The organism is Bacteroides sp. CAG:633, assembly GCF_000435115.1.
GTDB lineage: Bacteria > Bacteroidota > Bacteroidia > Bacteroidales > Bacteroidaceae > Bacteroides > Bacteroides ndongoniae.
Genome location: NZ_FR883108.1, coordinates 1 through 940, shown reverse-complemented (window position 1 = coordinate 940; position 940 = coordinate 1). Strand labels below are relative to the sequence as shown.

Below are 940 nucleotides of genomic sequence, written 5' to 3'. Positions count from 1 at the left end.
TATAATTGCTGTATTTGCATATTATATGATATATTGAGCAGTATCGAAAATAACAATAGGTACAAAGTCGCCAAGAAAGTTGGATCAGAAGATGCAGATTGTTGGAGGCAGGCCAGTCTGCGCAGAAAATCTCAGTATTGCTCATTAATAGGGCAGATATTTTGCCGATATACCAATAAAGCTAAGGCATTGTATCCTCGGATTATTAATGTGATACTTCTGTCTTCCAATGAAGAGGAACTTCGTACAAGTATGTAGGAACTAAGGCAGAAGACTAACCTAGATGAATATTTCATATACTGTCTTGATATACTCAAAAAGGAAATCCGCCTGTCTTTTATGGTCATTCGCAAAATGCAGGCGGAATAATGGAACATATATGTTCAGTCTATAGGACTATTATTTCCACAACGGTTCTTCTTGTCAGCTCGTAGGTAAACCAAACCTTGATGTCTATCATCGGAAAATCTGCCAATTACTGTTGCAAGTAACCTTTCATATTCTCTTTTGAAGTGCAGGATGGACTCCTCCTTTGAACTTTTCAGCTCCTTGTCAACCAATGTCATGGTTCGGTTGAAATTGTCAGCATTTACAAACAAACTCCCATCTGTTATCCAGAAAATATTGCCAATTTCCTCGTCACGATGTTTGTCAATGCGCTGTGCAAGGCAATCTCTACTTTCTCTATATCGTTAAAGAGAAACAATCGCAATTTCTTATCGAAACGGTATGGGGTAATAGCCAATGTTTCGGATATAATGCTCCGTCCGTTGGGAGTCCCTAACGTCCCAACTTCTGTTTTTCAGCAGGGTGGCAATTTCAATGGGGTATGTATAGACCTTGTCAGATTAAATGCCCATAGGGTATAAAAATAAAACGCCCCCCCAGATTTGAGCATCATTGAGAGGCTTTGGGAGGTCTAATGTTGTAAAAATACAAC

Annotated in this window: 1 protein-coding gene; it reads right to left on the bottom strand. The window is 39.0% G+C overall.

All coding sequences use genetic code 11. From position 1 onward, the window contains the following. Positions 1–610: 610 nt before the first annotated feature. Positions 611–706 carry a hypothetical protein gene (locus tag QVP67_RS15685; RefSeq protein ID WP_353958162.1) on the bottom strand — a complete coding sequence of 32 codons (96 nt, stop codon included), beginning with the start codon at positions 704–706 and terminating at the stop codon, positions 611–613. Between the last annotated feature and the right edge of the window lie 234 nt (positions 707–940).